The 21,464-nt window shown below is 73.1% G+C and carries 19 protein-coding genes; 13 read left to right on the forward strand and 6 right to left on the reverse strand.

The genetic code is table 11. From position 1 onward, the window contains the following. Positions 1-42: 42 nt before the first annotated feature. Both IW256_RS43025 and IW256_RS40315 read right to left on the reverse strand, forming a co-directional pair. Complete coding sequence (locus IW256_RS43025) at positions 43-1,179, reverse strand: enolase C-terminal domain-like protein (RefSeq protein ID WP_197015950.1); 1,137 nt, start codon at positions 1,177-1,179, stop codon at positions 43-45. Further along, on the reverse strand, positions 1,176-2,972 hold the full coding sequence (locus tag IW256_RS40315) for a thiamine pyrophosphate-requiring protein (protein WP_197015951.1): 1,797 nt from the start codon (positions 2,970-2,972) through the stop codon (positions 1,176-1,178). Before IW256_RS40315 ends, IW256_RS43025 begins: the two co-directional genes overlap by 4 nt. Before the next feature lie 112 nt (positions 2,973-3,084). On the opposite strand from IW256_RS40315, the gene IW256_RS40320 reads away from it, so the two are divergent. Beyond that, positions 3,085-4,830, forward strand: a complete 1,746-nt coding sequence (locus IW256_RS40320; protein ID WP_307829372.1) for a glycoside hydrolase family 15 protein — start codon at positions 3,085-3,087, stop codon at positions 4,828-4,830. Positions 4,831-4,857: 27 nt separating this feature from the next. Here IW256_RS40320 and IW256_RS40325 read toward each other — a convergent pair whose 3' ends face one another. Continuing rightward, positions 4,858-5,880 carry an SDR family oxidoreductase gene (locus IW256_RS40325; protein WP_197015953.1) on the reverse strand — a complete coding sequence of 341 codons (1,023 nt, stop codon included), beginning with the start codon at positions 5,878-5,880 and terminating at the stop codon, positions 4,858-4,860. A 168-nt stretch (positions 5,881-6,048) separates the two neighbouring features. Between IW256_RS40325 and IW256_RS40330 the strand changes: the two genes are divergently transcribed. After that, positions 6,049-6,966: a polysaccharide pyruvyl transferase family protein gene (locus tag IW256_RS40330; protein WP_197015954.1), complete on the forward strand. Its 918-nt coding sequence runs from the start codon at positions 6,049-6,051 to the stop codon at positions 6,964-6,966. Positions 6,967-6,997: 31 nt separating this feature from the next. Here IW256_RS40330 and IW256_RS40335 read toward each other — a convergent pair whose 3' ends face one another. Continuing rightward, entirely contained in the window at positions 6,998-7,639 is a 642-nt protein-coding gene (locus IW256_RS40335; protein WP_197015955.1) for a carboxymuconolactone decarboxylase family protein, read from the reverse strand. Positions 7,640-7,700: 61 nt separating this feature from the next. Continuing rightward, positions 7,701-8,291 (reverse strand): VOC family protein, encoded by a 591-nt coding sequence (locus tag IW256_RS40340; RefSeq protein ID WP_197015956.1) that lies wholly within the window; start codon positions 8,289-8,291, stop codon positions 7,701-7,703. A gap of 107 nt (positions 8,292-8,398) precedes the next feature. On the opposite strand from IW256_RS40340, the gene IW256_RS40345 reads away from it, so the two are divergent. Together IW256_RS40345 and IW256_RS40350 are read left to right on the forward strand one after the other, a co-directional pair. Beyond that, the gene (locus IW256_RS40345; RefSeq protein ID WP_197015957.1) at positions 8,399-9,088 is read left to right on the forward strand and encodes a TetR/AcrR family transcriptional regulator; all 690 of its coding nucleotides are present in this window, start codon (positions 8,399-8,401) and stop codon (positions 9,086-9,088) included. An 8-nt stretch (positions 9,089-9,096) separates the two neighbouring features. Further along, positions 9,097-10,473, forward strand: a complete 1,377-nt coding sequence (locus IW256_RS40350) for a phosphotransferase family protein (protein WP_231404122.1) — start codon at positions 9,097-9,099, stop codon at positions 10,471-10,473. A 49-nt stretch (positions 10,474-10,522) separates the two neighbouring features. On the opposite strand, the gene IW256_RS40360 is transcribed toward IW256_RS40350, so the two are convergent. After that, on the reverse strand, positions 10,523-11,419 hold the full coding sequence (locus IW256_RS40360; RefSeq protein WP_197015958.1) for a hydroxymethylglutaryl-CoA lyase: 897 nt from the start codon (positions 11,417-11,419) through the stop codon (positions 10,523-10,525). Positions 11,420-11,489: 70 nt separating this feature from the next. Between IW256_RS40360 and IW256_RS40365 the strand changes: the two genes are divergently transcribed. The 9 genes from IW256_RS40365 to IW256_RS40405 all read left to right on the forward strand — a co-directional run bounded on the left by IW256_RS40365 (position 11,490) and on the right by IW256_RS40405 (position 21,391). Beyond that, the gene (locus IW256_RS40365; RefSeq protein ID WP_197015959.1) at positions 11,490-12,134 is read left to right on the forward strand and encodes a GntR family transcriptional regulator; all 645 of its coding nucleotides are present in this window, start codon (positions 11,490-11,492) and stop codon (positions 12,132-12,134) included. After that, positions 12,131-13,348: a CaiB/BaiF CoA transferase family protein gene (locus IW256_RS40370; protein ID WP_197015960.1), complete on the forward strand. Its 1,218-nt coding sequence runs from the start codon at positions 12,131-12,133 to the stop codon at positions 13,346-13,348. Before IW256_RS40365 ends, IW256_RS40370 begins: the two co-directional genes overlap by 4 nt. Positions 13,349-13,475: 127 nt before the next feature. Further along, positions 13,476-14,237, forward strand: a complete 762-nt coding sequence (locus tag IW256_RS40375; RefSeq protein WP_197015961.1) for a DeoR/GlpR family DNA-binding transcription regulator — start codon at positions 13,476-13,478, stop codon at positions 14,235-14,237. Continuing rightward, the gene (locus IW256_RS40380) at positions 14,234-15,601 is read left to right on the forward strand and encodes a 6-phospho-beta-glucosidase (RefSeq protein ID WP_197015962.1); all 1,368 of its coding nucleotides are present in this window, start codon (positions 14,234-14,236) and stop codon (positions 15,599-15,601) included. Before IW256_RS40375 ends, IW256_RS40380 begins: the two co-directional genes overlap by 4 nt. A 95-nt stretch (positions 15,602-15,696) precedes the next feature. Beyond that, the gene (locus IW256_RS40385) at positions 15,697-16,821 is read left to right on the forward strand and encodes a glycoside hydrolase family 76 protein (RefSeq protein WP_197015963.1); all 1,125 of its coding nucleotides are present in this window, start codon (positions 15,697-15,699) and stop codon (positions 16,819-16,821) included. A gap of 173 nt (positions 16,822-16,994) precedes the next feature. Then, complete coding sequence (locus IW256_RS40390) at positions 16,995-18,173, forward strand: carbohydrate kinase family protein (protein WP_197015964.1); 1,179 nt, start codon at positions 16,995-16,997, stop codon at positions 18,171-18,173. A gap of 21 nt (positions 18,174-18,194) precedes the next feature. Beyond that, the gene (locus IW256_RS40395) at positions 18,195-19,550 is read left to right on the forward strand and encodes an extracellular solute-binding protein (RefSeq protein WP_197015965.1); all 1,356 of its coding nucleotides are present in this window, start codon (positions 18,195-18,197) and stop codon (positions 19,548-19,550) included. Between the two features lie 93 nt (positions 19,551-19,643). Next, complete coding sequence (locus IW256_RS40400) at positions 19,644-20,603, forward strand: carbohydrate ABC transporter permease (protein WP_197015966.1); 960 nt, start codon at positions 19,644-19,646, stop codon at positions 20,601-20,603. Next, positions 20,600-21,391 carry a carbohydrate ABC transporter permease gene (locus IW256_RS40405; RefSeq protein ID WP_197015967.1) on the forward strand — a complete coding sequence of 264 codons (792 nt, stop codon included), beginning with the start codon at positions 20,600-20,602 and terminating at the stop codon, positions 21,389-21,391. Before IW256_RS40400 ends, IW256_RS40405 begins: the two co-directional genes overlap by 4 nt. Positions 21,392-21,464 lie beyond the last annotated feature (73 nt).

Here is a 21,464-nt window from a genome sequence, read left to right on the forward strand (position 1 = left end):
CGAGCCGAGCCGGGCCGAGCCGAGCCGGGCCCGGCGGGACGGTCAGCCGATCCGGTAGCGCTCGGCGTCGGCGCGCCGGAACGCCAGGCCGAGCCCGGGCGCGTCGGCGGCCGGGACCACCGCGCCGCCGGCGGGATCGAGGACCCCGTCGAAGAACATCGACTCGATCCGCACGTGGTCGTGGAACCACTCCAGATGGCGCAGGTTCGGGGTGGCCGCCGCGGCGTGCGCGTGCGCGTGCGGGGCGCAGTGGCCCGACAGCTCCAGCCCGTAGGACGAGGCGAGCGCCGCCACGCGCAGCCACTCGGTGATCCCGCCGCACCGGGTGATGTCGGCCTGGAGGCAGTCGACGGCCTCCGCCTGGCACATCCGCCAGAAGTAGAACAGGTCATGGCCGTACTCGCCGGCGGCGACGTCGGGCAGGACGGCGTCGCGGACCTCCCGCAGCCCGGCCAGGTCGTCGGAGGACACCGGCTCCTCGTACCACCGCACGTCCAGGTCGGCGGCCTCGGCCATCACCCGGATCGCCTGCTTGCGCGAGTAGCCGCCGTTCGCGTCCACGAAGAGCTCGACGCCGGGGCCGATGACCTCGCGTGCGCGGCGCATCCGGGCCAGGTCCCGGGCGGGCTCGGAGCCCCACGACTCGGCGATCTTGATCTTCACCCGGGGGAGGTTCCGCCCCGTCCAGCCGGTGAGCTGGGAGACCATCCGCGCGTCGTCGTAGGTGGTGAAGCCGCCGCTGCCGTACACCGGGACGCTCTCGCGGACGGCGCCCAGCAGCCGGTGCAGGGGCAGGCCGAGCAGCCTCGCCTTCAGGTCCCATAACGCCACGTCCACGGCCGACAGGGCGTACCCGACCGCGCCCGGGCGGCCGTCGTTGCGCACGGCCCGGACCATCGCCTCCCACGCGCCGGGCACGTCCAGCGCGGCCCGGCCGCGCAGCACCCCGGCGAGCTTGCCGTCGATGACGCGGGCGCAGGCGGGCGAGCCGTAGGTCCAGCCGAGGCCGGTCACGTCACCCGCGCGCACCTCGGCGAGGACGAGCGTGGTGGAGTCCCACGCGAGCGTCCCGTCGGCCTCGGGCGCGTCGGTCGGAACGGTGTACGCGCTCGCCCGGACCTCCTCGACGGCCGGATCGGGCGCCCTGGCGGGTACGGGCCCGGTGGCGGGGCCGTTCACTTGCCTTCACGGTGCGGGAGGAACTCCTGCACCTTGGTCTTGACGCCCTGCTTGATCACTCCCCAGCGGTCCTCGTCGCCCTTCAGCATCGCCTCGGCGGCGTCCTTGGCCTGCTCGAAGCTGGCGTGCGGCGGGATCGGCGGCACGTTCGGGTCGCAGCGCACGTCCAGCAGCGTCGGCCGGTCGGCGGCCAGCGCGCGGTCCCAGGCCGGCCCGATCTCCTTCGGCTTGTTCACCGTGATGGCCTGCAGGCCGAGGCTCGCGGCGAACGCGGCGTAGTCCATCTCGGGCAGCGTCTGCGACTCCGGGAACTTGGGCGCCCCCTGCATGGCCCGCATCTCCCAGGTGACCTGGTTGAGGTCGTTGTTGTGCAGCACCGCGACGATCAGCCGGGGGTCCAGCCACTCCTCCCAGTAATGCTTGATCGTCAGCAGCTCGGCCATCCCGTTCATCTGCATGGCCCCGTCCCCGGCGAACACGATCACCGGCCGGTCCGGCTGCCCGATCTTGGCGCCGATGCCGTACGGAACGCCGCAGCCCATCGTGGCCAGGTTGCCCGACAGCGACCCGCGGACGTCGCCGCGGAACACCAGGTTGCGGGCGTACCAGTTGGCCGCCGAGCCCGAGTCGGCGGTGACGATCGCGTCGTGCGGCAGCCGTTCGGACAGCTCGTGGAAGAGCCGCATCGGGTTGATCGGGTCGGCCTCGACCATCGCCTCCATGCGGACGGTCTCCCACCAGCGCCGCACGCTCGCCTCGATGCCCTCCCGCCAGGACCGGTCCTGCTTGTGCCGCAGGCGCGGGATCAGCGCCCGCAGGGTGGCCGCGGCGTCGCCGACCAGGTTCACCTCGTACGGGTAGCGCATCCCGATCTGCCGGGGGTCGTCGTCGATCTGCACCGCGCGCGCCTGGTCGAGCCCGGGCATGAACTGGGTGTACGGGAAGCTGGACCCCACCGTGAGCAGCGTGTCGCAGCTGTTCATCATCTCGTAGCTCGGCCGGGACCCCAGCAGGCCGATCGCGCCGGTCACGTACGGCAGCTCGTCGGACAGCACGTCCTTGCCCAGCAGCGCCTTGGCCACGCCCGCGCCGAGCAGGTCGGCGACCCGCGCCAGTTCCTCGCGGGCGCCGCGCGCGCCCGCCCCGGCCAGGATCGCCACCCGCTCGCCCGCGTTCAGCACCTCGGCGGCGCGCCCGATCGCCTCGTCGTCGGGGTCGATGGCGGGCCAGTCGATGCCGATGCTGGACGGCACCATCTTGAACTCGTGCCGGGGCGGGGAGTACTCCAGCTCCTGCACGTCGGCGTGGATGATCACGGCGGTCGGGGCGCGTTCGGCCAGCGCCACCCGGATCGCCCGGTCCAGGACGTTGGGCAGTTGCTCGGGCACGCTCACCACCTGGACGTAGTCGCTGGCCACGTCCTTGTAGAGCGTGAGCAGGTCCACCTCCTGCTGGTAGGAGCCGCCCATGGCGCTGCGGTTGGTCTGCCCCACGATCGCCACGACGGGCACGTGGTCGAGCTTGGCGTCGTACAGGCCGTTGAGCAGGTGGATCGCCCCCGGGCCCGACGTCGCGGCGCACACGCCGAGACGGCCGGTGAACTTGGCGTACCCGACGGCCTCGAACGCGCTCATCTCCTCGTGCCGGGACTGGATGAACCTCGGGCGGTCGCCCGCCCGGCCCCAGGCCGCCAGCAGCCCGTTGATGCCGTCGCCGGGATAGCCGAAGACCTGTTCCACACCCCATTCACGCAGGCGGTCCAGCAGATGGTCGGCGACCGTGGTCGGTGCCATGGACGACTCTCCTTCCGTGTCGGGGCGGCGGCGTGATCTGGCAGCGCAGGCTCGACTACCCGGCTTCGGGGCGGGCTATCATCAGCGCCGCCAAAACGGGCAGGAAAGGAATGTGGGTATCGGCAGGGAAGGGCCGTACGCCCTGCGCGAGTACGCGGTGATCGCCGACGGGGAACGCGGGGCGCTGGTCGGCCCGCACGGCAACTGCGTCTGGATGTGCTTCCCGTCCTGGGAGTCGCCGGCGCTGTTCGACGCGCTGACCGGCGGCATGGGCGGCTACGCGGTCCGTCCCGCCGACCCCTGGCACGTGTGGGGCGGCCACTACGAGGACCGCGGCCTGATCTGGCGCAGCCGCTGGGTCACCGGGCACGGGGTGATCGAGTGCCGGGAGGCGCTGGCCCGTCCCGCGTCCCGCGACCGGGCGCTGCTCCTGCGGCAGGTCCAGGCCCTGAACGGCCCGGCCCGGATCCGGGTCGATCTCGACGTCCGGGCCGACTTCAGCCGGTGCCCGATGAGCTCCCGGCGTCTCGCGGACGGCCTGTGGACGGCCCGGAGCGGCGGCGTCCGCATCCGGTGGGCGGGTGCCGAGGCGGCCAGGCCCGCCGGGCCCGGCGGCGGCCTGGCACTGTTCATCGACCTGGAGCCGGGCCGCCCCCATGACCTCGTCCTGGAACTGTCGGCGCGGGAGCCCGCAGGCCCGCTGGAGGACGCCCGGCCCCTCTGGGAGGCGACCGAGGCCGCCTGGCGGGCGAGCGTGCCGTCCTGCGCCGACACCCTCGCGCCCCGCGACGCCCAGCTCTCCTACGCGGTCCTGACGGGGCTGACGTCCTCCTCCGGCGGGATGGTGGCGGCGGCGACCACGTCCCTGCCGGAACGGATCGGCGGCGACCGCGACTACGACTACCGGTACGCCTGGATCCGCGACCAGTGCTACGCGGGCCAGGCGGTGGCCATCCACGGGGCGCGCTTGGAACTGCTGGACACGGCGGTCGGGTTCGTGGCCGAGCGGGTGCTGTCCGACGGCCCGCGCCTGCGGCCGGTGTACACGGTGGACGGCCGGCCGGTGCCGCCGGAACGGCCCGTCCCGCTGCCCGGCTACCCCGGCGCCCGGATGATCGTGGGGAACCGCGCGGGCGACCAGTTCCAGCTCGACGCCTTCGGCGAGGCGCTGCTGCTGTTCGCGACGGCGCGGCGGGCGGACCGGCTGCCGCGGGAGGCCGCCGCCGCGGCCCGGGTCGCCACGCGGGTGATCGCCGAACGCTGGAACGAGCCCGAGGCCGGCATCTGGGAGACCGCGGACCGGCGCTGGGCCCACTCCCGGCTGATCTGCGTCGCCGGGCTCCGGGCCACCGCCGGACACGCGGAGAGCGAGAACGAGGCCGCCCGGATGCTGGCGCTGGCCGACGAGATCATGGCGGCCACGACGGCGTCGAGCCTGGCCCCGGAGGGCCACTGGTGGCGCGCCCCCGACGACCACCGGATCGACGCGTCCCTGCTCCTGCCGGTGCTGCGCGGCGCCCTGCCCGCCGACGACCCGCGCGCCACCGCGACCATGGAGAAGGTGCGGGACGCGCTCGTCCAGGACGGCTTCGTCTACCGCTACAAGGTCGACGACCGCCCGCTGGGTGAGGCCGAGGGGGCGTTCACGCTCTGCGGGTTCCTGCTCGCGCTGGTCGAGTACCAGTGCGGCGAGGCCGCCCGCGCCCTGCGCCGCTTCGAGCGGATCCGCTCCGGCTGCGGGACCAGCGGCCTGTTCACCGAGGAATACGACGTGCGGCAGCGCCAGCTCCGCGCCAACCTCCCGCAGGCGTTCGTGCACGCGCTCTTCCTGGAGACCGCCACCCGGCTGGCCCGCTGAGGGCTCAGCGGCGGGTTCAGCGCGGGTTCAGCGGCAGGCCGAGTGGCGGGCCGGGCGGCGGGCCAGCAGCCAGCCGCCCAGCGCGAGCGCGGCGCCGCCCGCCGCCAGCACGCGCCGGTGCCGCGCCGCCCGCATCTGCGGGGAACGGGAATGGGCCCGGTCGTCGAACGAGCCGTGCGCGCCGAAGTCGCGCCCGCCGGGGCCGTCGGCGGGCTCCCACAGGTTCGCCGGCTGGCCGGGATCCCGCGGCCGTCCCGTCTGCTGGGACTTGAACCCCGTCCTGGCCAGGTAGCGGTCGAGCAGCCCGGGGACCAGCCGGTTGGCCAGCAGCGTCCCGACCGTGCTGCCGCCGATCCAGTACTCCCGGCGGCCCGGATGGTCGGCGGCGTACACCAGGGCCTCGGCCGCGACCTCCGGCTGGTAGATGGGCGGGACGGGCTGGGCGTGCTCGGGCAGCCGCGATTCGCACCAGTCGAACTGCGGGGTGTTCACCGCGGGCATGTGGACGATCGTGGTCCGCACGCCGCTGCGCCGGTGCAGCAGCTCGGTGCGCAGCGACTCGTGGAACCCCTGGACGGCGTGCTTGGCCCCGCAGTACGCCGACTGCAACGGGATGCCGCGCTTGGCCAGGGCCGAACCCGTCTGCACGATCGTGCCCCGGTCCCGCGGCAGCATCAGGTCCAGCGCCACCCGCGTCCCGTGCACGAAGCCGAGGTAGGTGACCTCCGTGGCGCGCCGGAACTCGTCCGGCTCGATGTCGACGAACTCGGCGAACACCGAGCTGAACGCCACGTTCACCCACACGTCCACCGGCCCCAGCTCCGCCTCCGCGCGCAGCCCGGCCTCCCGGACCGCCCCGAAGTCGGCGACGTCCACCGGCAGGACCAGCGCCCGGCCACCGGCCTCGGCCACCTCGCGGGCCGCCGCGTTCAGGCCGGTCTCGCCGCGGGCCAGCAGCGCGACGCTCGCCCCCCGGCGGCCGAACGCCCGCGCCGCCGCGCGGCCGATGCCGCCGCTGGCGCCGGTCACGACGACCACCTGTCCGGACATCCCGACCTCCGGTCCGCTCATCTCCGTCGGCTGGTCACTCTCTGCGCCTACCCCTGGCACGCCGGCCGCACACCGCAGGCCCGGCCGCCGCCGGCCCGGCCGCCGCACCGGCATTCCCGTTCGCTTCGTGGGAAGACTCGACAACACCGACACCGGGAGGGGACCAGGATGCGGGTGCTGCTGACCGGGTGGGCCGGCTTCGTGCACGGCGAGGCCACGGCCGGGGACGTTCTGGCGATGGAGGCGGTACGGGAGGCCCTCACGGGAGCCGGGGTGGAGTGCGACGTGGCGTGGAGCCCGGTGATGCGCCCGGACGGGCTCACCCTGGACCGCGCCGACCCGGCCCGCTACACGCACGTGGTCATGGCCTGCGGACCGGCGCACGGCGAGCAGGTGGAGTGGCTGCACCGCAGGTTCGCGCACTGCCGCCGCATCGCGGTCGGCGTGTCGGTCGTCGACCCTGCCTCACAGGCCGTCACCGGATTCCACGCCGTCCTGCCCCGGGACGCCCCGGGCACGGCGCCCCGGGCCGACCTGGCCGCCGCCCCCGCCCCGTCCGTTCCCGGCCCGCCCGTCGTCGGCGTCGTCCTGTCCGGGGGGCAGCCGGAGTACGGCGACCGCGGGCGGCACGGCCCGATCGCGGCGGAGCTGACCGGCTGGCTGGGGTCGCGCGACTGCGCGCGGGTCCCACTGGACACCCGGCTCGACCCGCGGGACTGGCGGCACGCGGCGACGCCCGCCGAACTGGAGGCCGTGATCGGGCGGCTGGACCTCGTGGTCACCACCCGGTTGCACGGCCTGGTGCTCGCCCTCCGGAACGGCGTCCCCGCGCTGGCGGTCGACCCGGTCCGCGGCGGCGCGAAGATCAGCGCGCAGGCGGTGGCCTGGGAGTGGCCCGCGGTCGTCACCACCGGGAACCGGGACGCGCCGCCGTTCCTCCGCCGCCCCGTGCTGGACCGCTGGTACGACTGGTGCCTCTCGCCCGAGGGCGGGGGAGCCTGCGCGCGCAGGAGCCCGCCGGCGCCGTCCCTGCTGGACGACCTCCTGCGCACCCTGGACGCCGGCGCCCACCGCTCCGCGCCGTAAGAAGGACGCGGGCGGTCGGGACTCAGCCCTCTCAGCCCTCTCCGGACAGGTCCGCGGCGATGTCCCGGCTGCCGTACCCCTCCGGCGCGGCCACCTCCACCACCGGCTCGGGCCGGTTGTCGAACTCCAGCCGCAGCGCCTTGGACATCGTGGCGTGCATCTCGTACAGGCAGGTGATGTAGGTGAGCAGCAGGATCTCCTCGTCGGAGAGGTGTTCCCGCAGTACCGCGAAGATCTCGTCGTGCACCCGGCCGCCGTCCAGCACGAGCCCGTCGGTGTAGGCCAGGACGGCGCGTTCCAGCCGCGAGTAGCAGTCGGCGGTCTGCCAGTGGGGGATGGCCTGGATCTTCTCCTCCGGCATCCCCAGCGCGCGCATCTGCTTGCAGTGCTGCGAGAACACGAACTGGCTGCCGCGCGCCCACCCCGCCCGGCACTGCCCCAGCTCGCGCAGCGCCGGGTCCAGGGCGGCGTTGCGGTAGAGGGCGAAGCCGCGGACGGCGTGCCGGAAGACCTCCGGGGACTGGGCGAACACCGTCCACCAGTCGCCGGGCGAGCCGGTGGCCGTACCGTGGTCCACCGCGGGGTCGCGGTCCGGGGCGAACAGGCGGTCGTAGAAGTAGAGGATCCGCTCGTCGGTGACCTCGGCACGGGGGACCTCACGCAGGCGGGGCATCGTTCTCCTTGCTCTTCGGTTCAGCTCGGGTCTGCTCGGGTCTGCTGGGGCCCGGCCGCGTTCAGCGGGACGAGGGGCCCGGGGCCGGGACACGCCGGTCGGCGGCCGTCTTCGGGGTGTGGGAGACGTCGGCGTCGGTGAACGTCCGCGTCCAGCAGGCGAACTCCAGCAGGATCCCGTCGGGGTCCTGGAAGTAGAAGGAACGGACGAACACGCCCTCGTGCATGGCGCCGGCGACTCCGAACGGGCTGTCGTCGTGGTTCAGGATGGGGCTCACCTCGACGCCCTTGGCCTGCAGCCGGTGCCGGTACTCCTCGAACTCCTCGGGGGGCACGTGGAAGGCCACGTGGTTCATCGAGCCGACCGCGCTCAGCAGCTCGCCCTGCTCGGGGCGGGACACGGGCGCGGAGATCCCCGGGACCGCGTCGGGCGCGTCCGGGAACCAGAAGAACGCCACGCAGTCGCCGCCGCCGCAGTCGAAGAAGAAGTGCTGGCCCATGCCGCCGGGAAGGTCCAGCGTCTTGATCAGCGGCATGCCGAGGACGCCGGAGTAGAAGTCGATCGTGCGCTGCATGTCGGAGCAGACCAGCGCGAGATGGTTGATGCCGCCGAGCCGGAACTCACGGTTCTCGCGGCGCGCGCCCTCGGTCATGGAGCCTCCTAGAACCTGACTTGACAGTCATGTCAGCTCTGTTCGATGCTCGGATCCTGTTCCTGCCACCATCGGGTTGTCAACCCTTGAGGACGGAGACCACGGCCATGCGCGACGGGGCGGAAACGGACGGGACGGAGCCCGGCGGCTCCGCCGCCCCGGCTCCGCTGACCGAGCGCGGCGCGCGCACCCGGGAGCGGCTCCTGGCCGCCGCGCGCGAGGTCTTCGAGGAACGCGGCTTCCTCGACACCCGGGTCGCGCACATCACCCGCCACGCCAAGGTCGCGTACGGGTCCTTCTACACCTACTTCCCCTCCAAGGAGGCCGTCTTCCTGGAGGTCGCCGACCGGCTCTTCGAGGACATGACCCGGCACGTCCTGGTCCCCTCGGCCGGCCCCTCGCCCACCGAGCGGATCCGCCACGCCAACCGCGCCTACTACGAGGCGTACCTGCGCAACGCCAGGATGATGGCGATCATCGAGCAGGTCGCGACGTTCAACGAGGAGTTCCAGGAGATGCGGCGCAAGCACCGCGCCGCCCTCGTCGGCCGGTCCGCCCGGGCGATCGGACGCTGGCAGCGGGCCGGTCTGGTGGCCGCCGACCTCGACCCCGAACTGGCCGCGCGGGCCCTGGCCGCGATGGTCGACCATTCGCTGTACCTCTGGCTGGTCCAGGGCGACGACCCGGCGGGCACCGAGCGGCTGCTGGACACCCTGGACGCCCTCTACATCCGGGCTCTCGGCCTTCCGCCCGCTCCGGCGCGGAACGCCGACGGCGCCCACCGCACCGGACGGTGATGACGGCGATGACCGACACGAACGCAACGGCGGCCCTCAGGGACGCGCTCACCGCCCGGCTCTCCCGGCTGCCCGGCCCGGCCGGGGACGCCGGCGAGGTGACCGGACTGCGCCGGCTGTCGGGCGGGGCCAGCCGCGAGACCTGGGCGTTCGACGCCGGCGGCCGGCGGCTCATCCTGCGCCGCGACCCGCCCGGGGCCCCCGACCCGGAGGCCATGGCCCGCGAGGCCGCGCTGCTGGCCGCCGCGGCCGGCGCCGGTGTCCCCGTGCCCGCCCTCGTCGACCACGGCGACGCGCTCCTCGGCACGCCGTATCTGATCATGGAGCGGCTGGACGGCGAGACCATCCCGCGCCGCCTGCTGCGCGACGCGCGGTTCGCCGAGGTCAGGCCGCGCCTCGCGAGGGAACTGGGCACGATCCTGGCCCGCCTGCACACCCTTCCGCCCGACGCCGTCCCCGGCCTGCCCGGCGACGACCCCCTGTCCGCTCTCGCGGCCCACTACGAGGACTTCGCCGAGCCCCGTCCCGCCGTGGAGCTGGCCCTGCGCTGGCTCGACCGGCACCGCCCGCCCGCGACCGGCCGCCGTACCGTCGTGCACGGCGACTTCCGCAACGGCAACCTGATGATCGACCCGTCCGGCGTCCGCGGCGTCCTGGACTGGGAGCTGGCGCACGCCGGCGACCCGGCCGAGGACCTCGGCTGGCTGTGCGTGAAGGCGTGGCGCTTCGGCTCGCCCGCCCCGGCCGGCGGCTTCGGCACGCGGGAGGACCTGCTGGAGGGGTACGCCGCCGCCGGCGGCACGCAGCCCACCCCCGAGGCCCTGCGCTGGTGGGAGGTCTACGGCACGCTCCGCTGGACCGTCCTCTGCCGCCACCAGGCCGAACGCCACCTCAGCGGCGCCGACCCCTCCATCGAGTACGCCGTGCTCGGCCGCAAGGTCTGCGAGCAGGAGCACGACCTGCTGCTGGCGCTGGGCCTGACCGCGCCGGCCACCGTGCCCGATCCGCTGGACGCGGCCGGCGGCGGCGTGCGCGGCGGCGGCTCCGCCCCGCACGACCCTCCCGGGGCGGCGGCCCTCATCGACGCCGTCGGCGCGTTCCTCGTCGAGGCGGAGCAGCCCGACGAGCGGCTGCGCTTCCACGCCCGCGTCGCGGCGTCCGCGCTGCGCATCGCCCGCCGCGAACTGCTGCTGGGGGACGCCCACCGGGCGGCGCACCGGGAGCGCCTGCGCGCGCTGGGCTGCGCGGACGACGCCGACCTCGCCCTCGGCATCCGCGCGGGCCGGTTCGACGACCGGATGGACGAGGCCGTCGCGGCCGTCCGCGCCTCGGTCGTCGACAAGCTCACCGTCGCCAACCCGCGCCACCTGGCCCTTCCCGGCTGACGGCCGGGCGGAGCGCCGGTCGGAAGGGGCCCGGTCAGAAGGGGCCCGGTCAGAAGGGGCCCGCCCGGCCCAGCAGCGCCGGTACGGGCGCGCCGAGCAGCCCGCCCAGCCAGATCCCGGTCTCGGCGACGGCCTCCATGTCCATCCCCGTCTCGACGCCGCCGCGGTGCAGCGCGTACAGGAGGTCCTCGGTCGCGATGTTGCCGGTGGCGGCGGGCGCGAAGGGGCATCCGCCGAACCCGCCGGTGCTGGCGTCCAGGATGGTGACGCCCTCGTCCACGGCGGTGAGGGCGTTGGCGTAGCCGGTGTTGCGGGTGTTGTGGAAATGGAAGCGCAGCGGCGTCCCCGGGGCCGCCGCGCGGACCCGCCGGGTCAGGTCGCGGACCTGGCCCGGGACGCCCACGCCGATGGTGTCGGCGAGCGCGATCTCGAACGCCCCGGCGGCGTGCGCGCGGCGGGCGATCTCGGCCACCCGCTCCGGCGGGGTCTCGCCCTCGAACGGGCAGCCGAAGGCGGCGGCGATGGTCATCCCCGCGGGCACCCCGGCATCGGCGGCGGCCGAGGCGATCGCGTCCCAGGCGTCCAGCATCTCCGCGGTGGTGCAGCCCTGGTTGCGCACGCAGAAGGTGTCGGACGCGACGACGACGACGTTCACCTCGTCCACGCCCGCGTCCAGGGCCCGGTCCAGGCCACGCCGGTTGAGCACGAGGCCGCTGTAGGACACGCCCGCGCGGCGGGGCACCCCGGCCATGACCTCCTCGGCGCCCGCCATCTGGGGAACCCGCTTGGGGTTGACGAAGGAGACGGCCTCGATCCGGCGGGCCCCGGCCTCCACGCACCGCGCGATGAACGCGATCCTGTCCTCGGGAGAGAGTGCGCGCGCTTCGTTCTGCAGGCCGTCCCGCGGCCCGACCTCCAGGACCGTTGCATGCAATCGATCGCTCATCACGCCCACTCTCTTTGATGATCCAGAGATGCTTCACTATATTGCATGCAATGACAGTCAAGGAGAGATGATGCCTCGCGCCACCGACACCGCCTACGAGGCGGTGCGCCAGATGATCCTCTCCGGCCGGGCCGAGGCCGGCAGCCGCCTCGGCGAGGCCGAGCTGGCCGAGACGCTCGGCCTGTCGCGCACCCCCGTCCGCGAGGCGCTCCAGCGCCTGGGCGCGGACGGCCTGGTCGAGGTGCTGCCCCACCGCGGCGCCCGGGTGGTGAGCTGGACCCGCGAGGACCTGGACGAGATCTTCGAGCTGCGCTCCCTCCTGGAGCCGCACGCGGCGGCCCGCGCCGCCCGGATCGGGCAGGACGAGGCCGTGCTGGAGGACCTGCGCGGCCAGTGCGACGCGATGGAACGCGCCGCCGCCGACGGCGACCTCGCCCGCCTCGCCCGGCTCAACTCCCGGTTCCACGCCGCCGTCATCGACGCGTCCGGGAACCGCCGGCTGCCGGCCATGCTGACCTCGGTCATGCACGCCCCCCTGATCCTGGGCACCTTCCGCAGGTACGACGCGGAGGAGCTGGCCCGGAGCATGAACCACCACCGGGAGCTGGTCGCCGCCCTCACCGCCCGGGACCCCGCCTGGGCCGAAGCGGTGATGCGCGCCCACGTGCGCGCGGCGGCGGCCAACATCACCGGCGAACCGAACGAGGAGCGATGAGCACCGACGACACGTCCCCCCGCGATCTTCCCGCCCTGGGCGACCTGCGGGTCGTGGAGATGGGCCAGCTGCTGGCCGGGCCGTTCTGCGGCCAGCTGCTCGGCGACTTCGGCGCCGAGATCATCAAGATCGAGCCTCCGGGCGCCGGCGACCCGATGCGCGAGTGGGGCCGGGAGAAGCCGCACGGCAAGTCGCTGTGGTGGCCGATCCTCGCCCGCAACAAGAAGTCCGTCACCCTGAACCTGCGGACCTCCGAGGGGCAGGAGCTGGCCCGGCGCATCATCGCCGAGGCCGACGTGCTGGTGGAGAACTTCCGCCCCGGCACCCTGGAACGCTGGGGGCTGGCGCCCGAGACCCTGCGCGCCGAGAACCCCGGCCTGATCGTCACGCGGGTCACCGGGTACGGGCAGGACGGCCCGTACGCCCCCCGCGCCGGGTTCGGGTCGATCGGCGAGGCGATGGGCGGCATCCGCTACGTCACCGGCGACCCCGGCATGCCCCCGTCCCGCGCCGGGATCTCCCTCGGCGACGAGCTGGCCGGGACGTTCGCCGCGCTCGGCACCCTGGTGGCGCTGCACGCCCGGCACCGCACCGGACGCGGGCAGATCGTCGACTCCGCGCTGTACGAGGCGGTGCTGGCGATGATGGAGTCACTCGTCCCCGAATGGGAGATCGCCGGCTACCAGCGCGAACGCACCGGATCGGTGCTGCCCAACGTCGCGCCCAGCAACGTCTACCCCACCAAGGACGGGCCCGTCCTCATCGCCGCCAACCGCGACACCATCTGGCGGCGCCTGGCCGAGCTCATGGGCCGTCCCGAACTGGCCGACGACGAGCGGTACGCCACCCACGGCGCCCGCGGCGCGCACGCCGCCGAACTGGACGACCTCATCGGCGCCTGGACCGCCGGGCAGGACTCGGCGCCGCTGCTGGAACTCCTGCACGACAACGGCATCCCCGCCGGGCTCACCTACCGCGCCAAGGACATGCTGGCCGACCCCCACTACCGGGCCCGCGAGGCGATCATCCGGATGGCCCACCCGGACTTCGGCGACTTCCCGATGCACAACGTCTTCCCCAAGCTGTCGGACACCCCGGGCGAGGTCCGCAGCCTCGGCCCGGCCCTCGGCGCGCACAACGGCGAGGTCTACGGCGGGCTGCTCGGCCTGGCCGCCGCCGAGATCGAGCGCCTCACGTCCACCGGCACCATCTGACGCCCGCCGCCGGGGAGGCGCCGTACGCTGCTCGACCATGCGCGTCCCGTGACGGACTTCGCGCATGCGGTACGGGTTCCGACCTGGGTAGTGACTGAGGTCGAGCATCGATGGTACGTTCCAACGCGTGACATCGAGCAAGCGTCATGCGCAGATCGTGGCATCCCTCCGTACGAAGGGGGCGGCCTCGGTCCGGGAGCTGGCCGAGAGCCTGCGGGTCAGCGAGTCGACGATCCGCCGGGACCTGGACGTCCTGGACCGCGACGGCGAGCTGGTCCGCACCTACGGCGGCGCGGCGCTGTCCCCGGTCGCGGTGGCGCCCGAGCCCTCCTTCGCGGTGTCGGCGGAGAACGACACCGCCGAGAAGGAGGCGATGGCCGAGCACGCCGCCGCGCTCGTCCCGGACGACAGCGTGATCGTGCTGGACATCGGCACCAGCACCCGGCTGATCGCGCGCCGCCTGCGCGGCCGTCCCATCACCGTCATCACCGGCAACCTGGCCGTGCTGGACGAGCTGCGCGACGACGACGCCGTCCGGCTGTGCCTGCTGGGCGGCGTGGTCCGGCGCAACTACCAGTCGCTGGTCGGGTCGCTCGCGGAGGCGGCGCTCCGCCAGGTCAGCGCCGACCTGGTCTTCCTCAGCTGCACCGGGGTGCGCCCCAACGGCCATGTCGTGGACGACATGGAGGTGGAGGCGCCGATCAAGCAGGCCATGATCGAGAGCGCCGGCCGGGTGGTGCTGGTCGCCTCCGAGGCCAAGTTCCCCGGCACCGGATCGCTGCGGCTGTGCTCGCTGGCCGACGTGGACACGCTCATCACGACGGCCGGCGCCGACCCCCAGACCCTCGAACACTGCCGCAAGGCAGGAGGAAAGGTACTAATCGCATGAAGTTGACCGTTCTCGGCGGTGGCGGGTTCCGGGTGCCGTACGTGTACCAGGCCCTGCTGCGCGACCAGGGATCCCCTCGGATCGAGGAGGTCTGGCTGCAGGACGCCGACGCCGGCCGGCTCGACGCCATGGCGGCGGTGCTCGCGCGGATCGCCGAAGGGCGGCCCGGCGCGCCGAAGGTCTTCACCACCACCGAGCTGGACCCGGCCGTCGAGGGCGCCGACTTCGTCTTCGCCGCCGTCCGGGTGGGCGGGCTGGCCGGCCGGGTCTGCGACGAGCGGGTCGCGCTCGACCTGAACGTGCTGGGCCAGGAGACCACCGGGCCCGGCGGGCTGGCGTTCGGGCTGCGCACCATCCCGGTCATGCTCGACATCGCCCGGCGCGTCCGGGAGCTGGCGCCCTCCGCCTACGTCATCAACTTCACCAACCCGGCCGGCATGATCACCGAGGCGATGCAGAGCGTGCTCGGCGAGCGGGTGCTGGGCATCTGCGACACCCCCTCGGGGCTGGGCACGCGGGTGGCGGTCTCGCTCGGGCTGGACCCGGCCCGGATCCGGCTCGACTACGTCGGCCTCAACCACCTCGGGTGGATGCGCCGGATCCTGCACGACGGGGTGGACGTCCTGCCCCGCCTGCTCGCCGACGACGACCGGCTGGGGGCGCTCGAAGAGGGCGTGGTGTTCGGCCGGGACTGGCTGCGCGAGCTCGGGATGATCCCCAACGAGTACCTGTACTACTACTACTTCAACCGGGAGGCGGTGCGCTCCATCCTGGACGCCCCGCAGACCCGCGGTGAGTTCCTCGCCGCGCAGCAGGCCGCGTTCTACGAACGGGTCGCCGCGGCGTCCGGCGACGCGGCGATGGAGCTGTGGCGGGAGACCGTCGCCGCCCGCAGCGCCAGCTACATGGCCGAGGCCAAGGGCGCGGAGACCGGGCAGGCCCTCGACGACCACGCCGCGCTGGACCCGGTGGACGAGGGGTACGCCGGGGTGGCGCTGGCCGTGATGGCGGCGATCAGCCGCAACGAGCGCGCCGGCATGATCCTGAACGTCCGGAACGGCTCGACCATCGCCGCGCTGCCCGAGGACGCGGTGGTCGAGGTGCCCGTCACCGTCGACGCCAACGGTGTCCACCCGCTCACGGTGTCCCCGCCCGACCTGCACCAGACGGGGCTCATGCAGCAGGTCAAGGCGGTGGAACGGCTCACCATCAGCGCCGCGGTCAACGGTTCGCGCGGCGACGCGGTCAAGGCGTTCGCGCTGCACCCGCTGGTCGACTCGGCCACGCTCGGCCGCCGGCTGCTCGACGGCTACATCGACCGCATCCCGGAGGTGGCATCCGTCTTCGCCGCCTCACGTCCCTGAGTCCGCCCCCCTCCTCAACCGTCCGCCCCCTCCTCGCCCGCCCGCTCGAAACGTCCACCCCGCTCACCACCCCCCTCTCCCCAGGAGCGTCCGGGATGACCCGACAGTTGAAGCGAGCCCCCGCCTTGGTGGGCCTGCTCGTCAGCGGCATGGTGCTGGTCCTGCTGGCGGGCGCGACGCCCGCGCGGGCCGAGCCGGGCGGGCGGGCCGCCGCCCGCGACCGTGCCACGGCCGCCGTCGACGCCATGATGGGCTTCTACGACCGCGAGAGCGGCCGGTGGCAGCCCGAGGCGCCGTGGTGGCAGTCGGGCAACGCGCTGCAGGCGCTGCTCGACTACATGGCCGCGACCCGTTCCACCGAGTACGCGTGGGCGGTCGGCAACACCATCGAGCAGCAGCGCAAGCCGCTGCCCTGGTGGCCCGAGGGCGGTGGCGAGTTCCGCGCCGACTCCACCGACGACACCGGGTGGTGGGCGCTGGCGATGGTCCGCATGTACGACCTGACCCGCGACCGCCGTTACCTGGACATCGCCGAGATCGACGCCGAGTACATCGCCCGGTACTGGGACGACGTCTGCGGGGGCGGCGTCTGGTGGGACATCCCGGGCAAGAGCTACAAGAACGCGATCAGCCTGGAGCTGTACTTCAAGCTGCTGGCGTCCCTGCACAACCGCATCCCGGGGGACACCCGCTACCTCGCCCAGGCCAAGGAGGCGTGGACGTGGTTCAAGGGCAGCGGCATGATCAACGGTGCCCATCTGGTCAACGACGGTCTCCAGACGCAGAGCGGGAGCTGCGCCAGTAACAACGGCACCACCTGGACCTACAACCAGGGGGTCGTGCTGGGCGGGCTGGCCGAGCTGTACAAGGCCACCGGCGACCGGGCGCTGCTCGCCGACGCGCGGCGCATCGCCGACGCGGTGATCGCGAGTCCGGAGCTGTCGCCGCGCGGGATCCTCACCGAGCCCTGCGAGGCGGGCGGCACCTGCAACGCCGACCAGGCGTCGTTCAAGGGGATCTTCGCCCGCAACCTCGCCGAACTGGACCGGGTCGTGCCGGGGCACCCGTACCGCGACTACCTGCGGGCCCAGGCGGCCTCGGCGTACGCCAACGCCCGCGACGGAAAAGATCAGTACGGGCTCGCCTGGTCCGGCCCGTTCGATCGCGCCGACATCTCGCGGCAGGTGTCGGCCGTATCACTGCTCGTCGCGGTGCTGTGACCACCGATTCGTCCGCGATCTTGGCAGAGTTTGTGCTGACATTCAGTCAACACGACGTTTGGACAAGATCTGATTACAAACCCTGTTGGAACGTGCCAGCTCCGGTGTGAGCCCGGTTACGCTGCACGTCAACATCGACGTCCGGATCATCGACGACCCGGTCGGGAGGCGCCATGACCGAAACCTTGAACGCGGTCCGCTCCGCGGGCTCACCGGAGGAGCGCGTCGCCGTCGCCGCGCCAGGCAGGCCTCCCGAGCCCTCGCTCGCCGATCCCTGCGCCGAACGCGAGCTGGTCGGCGAGCGGCTCCGGCGCGACGGGGAGGCCCCCGACCTGGACGTCTTCCTGACCGGTCAGGTCTTCATGGACATGATCTTCACCGGGCTGCCCGGGCTGCCCCCGCCCGGCACCGAGCTGTTCACCGACGGGCTCGGCTCGGCGCCCGGCGGGGTCGCCAACATCGCGGTGGCGATGAGCCGGCTCGGCCTGCACGTCGGGCTCGCGGCCCCGTTCGGGGACGACCTGTTCGGCGGCTACCTGTGGCGGACCCTCGCCGAGCAGGAAGGGGTCGACCTCGGCCGGTCCCGGCAGGTGAAGGGCTGGTCCACCCCGGTCACGGTGTCGCTGGCCTACGACTCCGACCGGAGCATGGTCACCTACGCCCGGCCGCTGCCGGTCTCCGAGGACGAGCTGTCCGGCTTCCCGCCGCCGTCGGCACGGGCCTGCTTCGTCGACGTCGACCGGCCGGTGCCCGCCTGGGCGCGGGAGATGCGGTGCGGCGGCACGACGGTGTTCGCCGACCTCGGCTGGGACGCCACCGGCGCCTGGTCGAGCGAGGTGCTCGACCGGCTGGAGCACGTGGACGTCTTCCTGCCGAACGCGGTGGAGGCGATGGCCTACACCCGTACCGGCTCGCCCGAGGACGCCGCCCGGGCCCTGTCCGAGCGCGTCCCCGTCGTCGTGGTCAAGCGCGGCGGGAACGGCGCCATCGCGATCGACTCGGCGACCGGAGAGGTCGCCGAGACCCAGGCGCTGCCGGTACGGGCGCTCGACGCCACGGGCGCCGGCGACGTCTTCGCCGCGGGGTTCGTCTTCGGCACCCTGGCGGGCTTGCCGCTGGCGGAGCGGCTGCGGTTCGCCAACCTCTGCGCGGGCCTGTCGGTCCGGCATCGCAGCGGCTCGCTCGGCGCCCCCTGCTGGGGCGAGATCGCCGCGTTCGGCGAGTCCGGCGAGGTGCCCGAGGCCGTGCTGGAGGACTACGCCTTCGTCATCCCCTTCATCCCCGATTCCGCCGACGACACCGTCGTGAGGGCGGAGCCCACGCTTCGCGCCGACCCCCTCCAGTTCTCCTGAATCAGAAGGAGCCGCAGGACAATGCCCACACTCACCAGGCGCGCGGCGGCCGCGGTGGCCGCGGCCCTCGCCGCGCTCACCACCGCCTGCGCGCCGGGCTCGGAAACCGACCGGCCGCAGGACAAGGCCCCCGCCGCGGTCAACACCGACATCGCCAAGGCCGGCAACGTGACGCTCACCGTCTGGGACCAGGAGGTCCAGGGCGGGCAGCGCGAGCAGATCGAGAAGCTCAACGCCCAGTTCCAGGCCAAGTACCCCAACATTAAGATCAACCGGGTCTCCCGGTCGTTCACCGACCTGCAGAAGACGCTGCGTCTGGCGCTGTCGGGCGACAGCCCGCCGGACGTGGTGGAGGCCAACCAGGGCTACGCCAGCATGGCGCAGTTCGTGAAGGCCGGGATGCTGCTGCCGCTGGACTCCTACGACCAGGTCTACGGGTGGAAGAAGCGCTACCCCAAGGGCCTGATGGACCTCAACAGCGTGACCAAGGACGGCAAGCTGATCGGGTCGGGCAACCTGTACGGCGTCTCGCTGAACGGTGAGATCGTCGGCCTCTACTACAACAAGGAGAAGCTGAGCAAGCTGGGCATCCAGCCGCCCAAGACCTGGGCCGAGTTCGAGCAGGCGCTCGGCACCGCCAAGGGCAAGGGCGAGGTGCCCATCGCGTTCGGCAACCTGGAGAAGCTGCCCGCCATGCAGCTGTACGGGGTCATCCAGGACCAGAACACCGACAAGGAGGCCGTCCGCAAGCTGGTGTTCGGCAGCGGCGGCGCCTGGACCGACGCGCCGAACGTGGCCGCCGCCCAGAAGCTGGCCGACTGGTCCAAGCAGGGCTACTTCACCAAGGACGCCAACGCCGTCAAGTGGGACGACACCCCCGTCAACTTCGCCAAGGGGCAGGGCGTGTTCATGTTCGGCGGCACCTGGTGGGCCCCTGACCTCAGCGAGAAGATGAAGGACAAGGTCGGCTTCATGCTGCCGCCCCCGGCCCAGGCCGGGGCGCCCTCGGCGACCATGGGCGGGGAGAGCCTGCCCTGGTCGATTACCTCCAAGTCCAAGCACCCCGACGTCGCGGCGGCCTACATCAACTTCATCACCTCCCCGGAGGCGATGGACGTCTCGGTCGAGACCGGGAACCTGCCCGTGCTGGCGGCGCCGTCCAAGCAGCCCGACGCCACCCTGCTGAAGGAGGTGTCGGCGGCCTGGGCCGAGCTCAGCAAGAACGACGGCACCACCCCGTACCTGGACTACGCCACGCCGACCTTCGCCGACGCGTTCGGCGGCCCGCTGCAGGAACTCGTCGCCGGCAAGGTGACCCCGCAGCAGGCGATGGAGAAGGCTCAGGCGGACTACACCGCGTTCCAGGCGAAGAAGTAACGAACGGCTCGCGCCGGTGACCGCGCCGCGCCCGTCCACGGCGGCGCGGTCACCGGAGGCGAACCCCGGCGGAGGAATCGAGGGAGCCCGCACATGACGACCGTCGCGCGGCACAAGTCCCCGGTCTCGCGGCAGGCGACGGCCACGGCCCCGCGGGCGCGCGAGCGCGTCCGGCCGCCCGGCGCGCCCCGCCGCGTCGGCTGGCTGTACGTCCTGCCGGCGTTGGTGATCTACGCCGGGTTCCTGCTGTGGCCGCTGGTGCGCGGGGCGCAGTTCTCCCTGTACGACTGGGACGGTCTGGGCCCGGCGACCTGGGCGGGGATGTCGAACTACTCCCGGCTGCTGTCGGACCCGGTGCTGCGCGGCGCCTTCTGGCACCTGCTGGTCCTGATCCTGTTCTACGCGGTCCTGCCGTGCATCATCGCGTTCGTCCTGGTCGCGGCGATGTCCCGGACGCGGATCCGGGGGCTGACCTTCTTCCGCACGGTGCTGTTCCTGCCGCAGGTCGTGGCGATGGTGGCGGTGGCCGTGGCGTGGCAGTGGATGTACTCGGCGGACGGCCCGATCAACTCGGTGCTGCGGGGGCTGCACGCGCTCGGCCTGCCCGACTGGTCGCGGGGCTGGCTGGGGGACTTCACCTTCGCGCTGCCCGCGGTGGGCCTGGTGGGCACCTGGGTCGGCATCGGCCTGGCCATGGTGCTGTTCCTGGCCGGAGTGCAGAAGATCCCCCGGGAGCTGTACGAGGCCGCGCGGATCGACGGCGCCGGGCCGGTACGGGAGTTCTTCACGGTCACCCTTCCCGGGCTGCGCCGGGAGCTGGCGGTCGCGCTGACGCTCACCACGATCATGGCGATCCGCAACTTCGACCTCATCTACATGGCCACCAGCGGCGGGCCCGGGGACTCCACCAAGGTCCCCGCCTACGAGGTCTACAACCGCACGTTCAACACCGGTGAGGTCGGCCTCGGCTGCGCGATCGGCGTCACGCTGGCCGTGCTGGCGTTCCTGGCCACCGCCGGGATCGGCCGCCTCGTGGAGGGCAGGGACTCATGAGCGGCTCCCGGGAACGGATCATCAACCACGCGATCCTGGCCGTGTTCGCGGTGATCGCGGTGTTTCCGATGCTCGGCGTGCTGACGCAGGCGCTGCGGCTGCCCGAGCTGGACTTCGGCAACTTCGCCGAGGCGTGGCGCGAGGGGCACTTCGGCACGTACATGCGCAACAGCGTGATCGTGACCACGGTGACCGTGGCGGTCTCCTCGGTGCTGTCGATCATGGCGGGGTACGCGCTGGGGACGATGCGCTTCCGCGGCGCCACCGCGGTGTTCCTGCTGTTCCTCGCCGGCCTGACCATCCCCACCGAGGCCGTCGTGGTGCCGCTCTACTTCGACCTGCGCTCGATCGGCCTGGACAACACCTACGCCGGGCTGATCCTGCCGCAGATCGCCATGTCGGTGGCGTTCGGCACGTTCTGGATGCGCGCCTACTTCCGCAGCGTGCCGCCCTCCCTGGTGGAGGCGGCCCGGATGGACGGCGCGTCCAGCTGGACCACGCTGTGGCGGGTGCTGGTGCCGATCGGCCGGCCGGCCATTCTCACCATGGTCGTCCTGGTGACCATGTGGACCTGGAACGAGTTCCTGCTGCCGCTGGTGATCGTCAACTCCGACGAGGGGCTGCGCACCGCCCCGCTGGGGCTGTCGTTCTTCCAGGGCACCCACCACACCGACTACTCACTGCTCATGGCGGGCGCGCTGATCATCGCCGCGCCCATCGTGATCGTCTACATCTTCCTGCAACGGCACTTCATCGCCGGGATGCTCTCGGGAGCCGTCAAGGAGTAGGGGCGGCGCGGGACGGGCGGTCCGCGGACCGCCCGCCCCTCCACGCGGGGGCTGGTGCCGCCTCCCCGAAGGC

The sequence above is a fragment of the Actinomadura viridis genome, from assembly GCF_015751755.1.
Classification (GTDB): domain Bacteria; phylum Actinomycetota; class Actinomycetes; order Streptosporangiales; family Streptosporangiaceae; genus Spirillospora; species Spirillospora viridis.

Excerpts from the sequence above, each read along its gene's own strand:
- IW256_RS40315 (WP_197015951.1), bottom strand. The coding sequence starts at position 2,972 with ATGGCACCGACCACGGTCGCCGACCATCTGCTGGACCGCCTGCGTGAA.
- IW256_RS40325 (WP_197015953.1), bottom strand. The coding sequence starts at position 5,880 with ATGTCCGGACAGGTGGTCGTCGTGACCGGCGCCAGCGGCGGCATCGGC.
- IW256_RS40330 (WP_197015954.1), top strand. The coding sequence starts at position 6,049 with ATGCGGGTGCTGCTGACCGGGTGGGCCGGCTTCGTGCACGGCGAGGCC.
- IW256_RS40335 (WP_197015955.1), bottom strand. The coding sequence starts at position 7,639 with ATGCCCCGCCTGCGTGAGGTCCCCCGTGCCGAGGTCACCGACGAGCGG.
- IW256_RS40340 (WP_197015956.1), bottom strand. The coding sequence starts at position 8,291 with ATGACCGAGGGCGCGCGCCGCGAGAACCGTGAGTTCCGGCTCGGCGGC.
- IW256_RS40345 (WP_197015957.1), top strand. The coding sequence starts at position 8,399 with ATGCGCGACGGGGCGGAAACGGACGGGACGGAGCCCGGCGGCTCCGCC.
- IW256_RS40350 (WP_231404122.1), top strand. The coding sequence starts at position 9,097 with ATGACCGACACGAACGCAACGGCGGCCCTCAGGGACGCGCTCACCGCC.
- IW256_RS40360 (WP_197015958.1), bottom strand. The coding sequence starts at position 11,419 with ATGAGCGATCGATTGCATGCAACGGTCCTGGAGGTCGGGCCGCGGGAC.
- IW256_RS40365 (WP_197015959.1), top strand. The coding sequence starts at position 11,490 with ATGCCTCGCGCCACCGACACCGCCTACGAGGCGGTGCGCCAGATGATC.
- IW256_RS40370 (WP_197015960.1), top strand. The coding sequence starts at position 12,131 with ATGAGCACCGACGACACGTCCCCCCGCGATCTTCCCGCCCTGGGCGAC.
- IW256_RS40380 (WP_197015962.1), top strand. The coding sequence starts at position 14,234 with ATGAAGTTGACCGTTCTCGGCGGTGGCGGGTTCCGGGTGCCGTACGTG.
- IW256_RS40385 (WP_197015963.1), top strand. The coding sequence starts at position 15,697 with ATGACCCGACAGTTGAAGCGAGCCCCCGCCTTGGTGGGCCTGCTCGTC.
- IW256_RS40390 (WP_197015964.1), top strand. The coding sequence starts at position 16,995 with ATGACCGAAACCTTGAACGCGGTCCGCTCCGCGGGCTCACCGGAGGAG.
- IW256_RS40395 (WP_197015965.1), top strand. The coding sequence starts at position 18,195 with ATGCCCACACTCACCAGGCGCGCGGCGGCCGCGGTGGCCGCGGCCCTC.
- IW256_RS40400 (WP_197015966.1), top strand. The coding sequence starts at position 19,644 with ATGACGACCGTCGCGCGGCACAAGTCCCCGGTCTCGCGGCAGGCGACG.
- IW256_RS40405 (WP_197015967.1), top strand. The coding sequence starts at position 20,600 with ATGAGCGGCTCCCGGGAACGGATCATCAACCACGCGATCCTGGCCGTG.